The following is a 5,698-nucleotide window of genomic DNA, read 5'->3' as shown; positions in this document are numbered from 1 at the left end:
CCAATTGCCTGGAGGGATGCCGGCCAGCGGCCGGCACTACCGCTTCAGCGACCTTCAAGCCACCTGCACGATGTGCAGCGCCTTCGGGTTACGCCACTGCGCCAGCAGGGCAGCCTCGCGCGCCTTGGCCTGCTCGTAGTGCGCTTCCTTGACGTGGCCGAAGCCGCGGATGTGCTCGGGCACGCTGGCGATTTCCACGGCCAGGGCCAGGCGGCCGTCTTCCAGGCCTTCCAGCAGCTGCAGCACGGTGGCTTCGTAGTCGGCGATCAGCTGGCGCTCCATGCGCCGCTCTTCGGTACGGCCGAACACATCCAGGCGGCCGCCGCGCAGGAACTTCAGCTTGGCCAGCAGGCCGAAGGCCTTGAACATCCACGGGCCGTATTCCTTCTTCAACAGGCGGCCCTGCTCGTCCTTCTTCGCGAACAGCGGCGGCGCCAGGTGGAAGCGCAGCTGGTAGTCGCCCTCGAACTGCTGCTGCAGGCGGCGCTGGAAATCGCCGCTGGTGTACAGGCGGGCCACTTCGTACTCGTCCTTGTAGGCCATCAGCTTGAACAGGTAGCGGGCCACGGTCTCGGTCAGTGCGGTGGAGCCGCCGATGCGCTCGGCTTCGGCCGCACGCACGCGCTCGACCAGGCTGCGGTAGCGGTTGGCGTAGGCGGCGTCCTGGTACTCGACCAGGAACGCAGCGCGGCGCTCGATCATTTCGTCCAGCGAACGCGACAGGCGCGCGTCGTCCAGCGGCAGGAAGGCCACCTCGCCACCATGCGAGGGCAGGCCGCGCAGTTCGCGTTCGTCGGCGGTGTTGCGCGGTGCGGTGGTGGCGCCCCATTCGTTGCCTTCCCACTCGCCCGGCGGCAGCGGGTGCAGCGGGCCCGGGGTCGATTCGGTGTCGGTATGGCGATTGCGCACCAGACCGGCCGCCTGCTGCACGGCCTGCGGGTCGACCACGGCCAGGCGGCCCCAGGCAAAGGCCTGCTGGTTCATGGCCACGGCGGCGCCGTTCAGTTCGATGGCACGCATCAGCGAGTCGAACGACAGCGGCACCAGGCCGTGCTGCCACGCGTAGCCCAGGATGAACAGGTTGGCGGCGATGGCATCGCCCAGCAGCGCGGTGGCCAGCTGGGTGGCGTCGAGCTGCAGCGGCTCCTGGCCGCCCAGCGCCACGCGCACGCCGGCCACGATGTCGGCGGCCGGGAACTGCATGTCCGGGCGGGTGGTGAAGGTACCCGGCATCGCTTCGTAGGTGTTGAGCACGACCTGCGAACGGCCGGCGCGGACCTTCGACAGCGCCCAGTAATCGTTCACCACCACCATGTCGCAGCCCAGCACCAGGTCGGCCTCACCGGCGGCGATGCGCACGGCGTGGATGTCGTCCGGGCGACGGGCGATGCGGATATGCGTGGTCACCGCGCCACCCTTCTGCGCCAGGCCGGTCTGGTCGAGCACGCTTGCGCCCTTGCCCTCCAGGTGGCCGGCCATGCCCAGCAGGGCGCCGATGGTCACCACGCCGGTACCGCCGACGCCGGTGATCAGGATGTTCCAGGGCTGTTCCAGCGTGCCGCGGATGGTCGGCGCCGGCAGGTTGTCCAGCAGCGTGGAGGCATCGCGCTTGCTGCCCTTGCGCGGCTGGCCACCGTGCACGGTGACGAAGCTCGGGCAGAAACCATTCACGCAGGAGTAGTCCTTGTTGCAGTTGGACTGGTCGATCTCGCGCTTGCGCCCGAATTCGGTTTCCTTCGGCAGCACCGACACGCAGAAGCTCTTCTTGCCGCAGTCGCCGCAGCCTTCGCAGACCAGCGAATTGATCAGCACGCGCTTCTGCGGGTCTTCCAGCTTGCCGCGCTTGCGGCGGCGACGCTTCTCGGTGGCGCAGGTCTGTTCGTAGATCAGGATCGAAACACCCTTCACTTCGCGCAGGCGCTTCTGCACGGCGTCCAGTTCGCTGCGGTCGTGGAACTCGACGTCGCTGGGGAAATGTTCGCGCTGGCCGGTCCACTTGCCGATGTTGTCCGACAGCACCACGATGGTGTGGATGCCTTCGGCGCGCATCTGCCTGGCGATGTCGGGCACGCTCAGCGGGCCGTCCACCGGCTGGCCGCCGGTCATCGCCACCGCATCGTTGTAGAGGATCTTGTAGGTGATGTTGACGCCGGCCGCGACCGCCTGACGGATCGCCAGCGAGCCGCTGTGGAAATAGGTGCCGTCGCCCAGGTTCTGGAATACGTGCGGGGTGTCGGTGAACGGCGCCTGCCCGGCCCAGGTCACGCCTTCGCCGCCCATGTGGGTGAAGGTGTCGGTGCTGCGGTCCATCCAGGTCACCATGTAATGGCAACCGATGCCGGCCAGTGCACGCGAGCCTTCCGGCACCTGGGTGGAAGTGTTGTGCGGGCAGCCGGAGCAGTAGTGCGGCACGCGCGGGAAGCTGGCGCGCGGCAGCGCAAGCTCGGCTTCCTTCTCCTGCATCCACTGCAGGCGCTGTTCGATCGATTCGTTGTTGAAGAACTTCTGGATGCGGCGGCCGATCACGCCGGCGATGGTGGCCGGGGTCAGTTCGCCGGTGGACGGCAGGATCCATTCGCCGCTCTCGTCGTACTTGCCGACGATGGACGGACGCTGGCCCCAGCTGACCGGCCAGTTGAAGAACTGCTCCTTCATCTGGCGCTCGATGAAGGCACGCTTCTCCTCCACCACGATGATGTCTTCCAGACCCTGCGCGAAGCGCGCGATGCCTTCCGGCTCCAGCGGCCAGGTCATGCCGACCTTGTACACGCGGATGCCGATGTCGGCGCACGCGGCTTCGTCCAGGCCCAGGTATTCCAGCGCCTGCAACACGTCCAGGTAGCTCTTGCCGGTGGTGACGATGCCCAGCCGCGCGCGCGGCGCATCCATCACCACCTTGTCGATGCCGTTGGCGCGGGCGAAGGCCTGCGCGGCGTTGACCGCATAGCGGTGCAGGCGCATTTCCTGGTCCAGCGGCGGGTCCGGCCAGCGGATGTTGAGGCCGCCGCTGGGCATGTCGAAATCTTCCGGCAGCACGATGCGCCGGGCCAGCGGGTCGACCTCGACCGACGCCGACGATTCCACCGTCTCGGCGATGGTCTTGAAGCCGACCCAGCGCCCGGTGTAGCGGCTCATCGCCCAGCCCAGCAGGCCCATGTCGAGGATGTCCTGCACGCCGGCCGGGTTCAGCACCGGCATCATCGCGCTGACGAATTCGTCTTCGCTGCCATGCGGCAGGGTCGAGCTGCGGCAGGCGTGGTCATCGGCGGCCAAGGCCAGCACACCGCCATGGCGCGAGGTGCCGGCCGCATTGGCGTGCTTGAACACGTCGCCGCAGCGGTCCACACCCGGGCCCTTTCCGTACCACATGCCGAACACGCCCTGCACGTTGGCACCGGGGAACAGGTTGGTCTGCTGCGTGCCCCAGACCATGGTGGCGCCCAGGTCCTCGTTGAGGCCGGGGGTGAACTTCACCTTGGCTGCTTCCAGGTGCTTGCGCGCACGCCACAGTTCCAGGTCGAAGCCACCCAGCGGGCTGCCGCGGTAGCCACTGACGAAACCGGCGCTGTCGATGCCTTCGTGCGCATCGCGCAGGCGCTGCATCAGCGGCAGCCGGACCAGTGCCTGCACACCACTCAGGTAGATCCGCCCCTCGTTGCGGGTGTACTTGTGGTCGAGCGTGTAATCACGGTCGATCAGGTCGGCGGAAGAGGGCGAAGTGAGTTGCGCGGTACTGGTCATGGCTGGCCCGGTGGGATCGGCTGGCACCGGCCGCGTGCGGGCACGCGGCGGGAAAGGCGCGAATTGTAACAGTGGGGCCCGGAAGGTCCGGCACTCGCATCGGCGGCCTTGCTGGGGTTAGGATCGGGGGGAGAGGGGAGGTTGGTGTTTCAACCCGGGGGAAATTTGATGTCAGTTGCAGGACAGTTCCTGGCCGGCGTGCTGCTGGTCTCGAGCGCGGCCGCCGCATGGGCGGCACCGGCATTGCCGGCACCGCAGGAATTCTATTTCGACAATGATGCTGCCGCCGCGCCGATCATCGTGGTGAGCGGCGCCGGCGAGGACCTGGTCGCACAGCTGCTGAAGCAGCGCGAGCGGGGCCGCAAGACGCTGGAAGCCACGGTGCAGCTGGCATCGGTGGCCATCGCACAGGGACGCGCGGAAGTGGGCGAAAAGCTCTATCGCGAGGCACTGGCCGAGGCGCCCGTGCAGAGCAGCCTGGGCCGCAGCGTGCGCTGGAACTACGGCTGGGACTTGCTGCGGCAGGGCCAGGCGCTGGCCGCGCTGGAACAGTGGCAGTCGGTGGCCAACAACCTGCGCAGCAATGCCGCGTGGATTCCGCCCACCTACGCGCTGGCGTTGTGGCGGGCCGGCCAGCAGCAGGAAGCGGTGAAGTGGTACGCCGCCGCCGTGCGTACCGAGCCGACCCAGTGGAACGACAGCAGCCGTTACCCGGAGCTGCTGCCGGCCTGGCGCGATGACGAGCGCGCCAGCCTGGCGGAAGTGCAGCAGGCCTGGGCCTCGGCGCCGCCGGCCTGGCCGTGACGCATGACCGCAGGCGCTTGCCGCCTGCGGTGCTGCATCGCACAATCAAACGCGTCGCAGGCATGTGCCTGAGGGGGAGCCGCCCATGGCCTTCGATGCGTTCGCCCTGATCCTGGCCATGCTCGGGCTGGGCATGCTGTTTGCCCGCCTGCGCGCGTTGCCGGACAACGCCGCCGAGACGCTCAACAAAGTGGTGCTGTACGTCTGCCTGCCCGCGGCGGTGCTGACCTACGTGCCGCGCCTGCAGCTGGATGCCAGCCTGCTGGGGCTGATGGCCACGCCGTGGCTGCTGATGCTGGCCACCTGGGCTCTGGTCAGCCTGGCCACCCGCGTGTTCGGCTTCGCCCGCGACGTGCACGCGGTGCTGCTGATCTGCGTGGCCCTGGCCAATTCCAGCTTCATCGGCTACCCGATGGTGCGCGCGTTGCTGGGCGATGCGGCCTTGCCCTATGCGGTGGTCTACGACCAGTTCGGCACCTTCCTGCTGCTGTCCACCTTCGGCCTGCTGGTGCTGGCGCGTTACAGCGGCGACCGCCCGCCGACGGCGGTGCAGGTGCTGGGCCGCATCGGCCGCTTCCCGCCGCTGTGGGCGCTGCTGTTCGCGCTGCTGCTGATGCCGGCGCAGCCGCCGTCTTGGATTGGCACCGCATTGAAGCAGTTGGCCGACGTGATGCTGCCGCTGGTGATGCTGGCGGTAGGGCTGTCGATCCAGCTGCGCCTGCGCCGCGAAGAACTGCGCCCGCTGGCGGTGGGCCTGTTGCTGAAGCTGCTGGTGCTGCCGGCGCTGGCGTTGCCGCTGTCGTGGGCGCTGGGCATGCAGGGGCTGATGTTGAAGGCCAACGTTCTTGAGTCTGCGATGCCGACGATGATCACTGCGGCCGCGCTGGCGATCTCGCATCGGCTGGCGCCGCGGTTGGCGGCCGCGCTGGTGGGGTATGGAATCGTGCTGTCGCTGGTCACGCTGCCGGCATGGATGTGGGTGTTGGGGTGATGGTTGTCGGCAGGGCTTGCAGCCCTGCACCCGCAAGCCACGGCAACGTCAACTTCAAAAGCTGGCTTTCCGTGGGATGGCGGGCTGGGTCCGGTGGCAGGGGACGCCGTAAACCCGTCCATGGGGGCTTGGTCGCCGCATCCATGCGGCTCACACCCCTGC

3 protein-coding genes are annotated in these 5,698 nt (G+C 68.2%); 2 read left to right on the top strand and 1 reads right to left on the bottom strand.

What is annotated here, in order from left to right; all coding sequences use genetic code 11:
* Positions 1 to 54: 54 nt before the first annotated feature.
* Entirely contained in the window at positions 55 to 3,741 is a 3,687-nt protein-coding gene (locus DCO49_RS19170; protein WP_116865344.1) for an indolepyruvate ferredoxin oxidoreductase family protein, read from the bottom strand.
* Positions 3,742 to 3,909: 168 nt separating this feature from the next.
* Here DCO49_RS19170 and DCO49_RS19165 point away from each other — a divergent pair, with 168 nt between their 5' ends.
* Positions 3,910 to 4,545 (top strand): tetratricopeptide repeat protein, encoded by a 636-nt coding sequence (locus DCO49_RS19165; RefSeq protein ID WP_116865343.1) that lies wholly within the window; start codon positions 3,910 to 3,912, stop codon positions 4,543 to 4,545.
* Between the two features lie 85 nt (positions 4,546 to 4,630).
* Complete coding sequence (locus DCO49_RS19160; RefSeq protein WP_116865342.1) at positions 4,631 to 5,536, top strand: AEC family transporter; 906 nt, start codon at positions 4,631 to 4,633, stop codon at positions 5,534 to 5,536.
* Positions 5,537 to 5,698 lie beyond the last annotated feature (162 nt).

Origin of the sequence: Stenotrophomonas sp. SPM (assembly GCF_003105135.1) — a bacterium.
Lineage (GTDB): Bacteria > Pseudomonadota > Gammaproteobacteria > Xanthomonadales > Xanthomonadaceae > Stenotrophomonas.
This window is presented reverse-complemented; position numbering and strand designations above follow the sequence as displayed.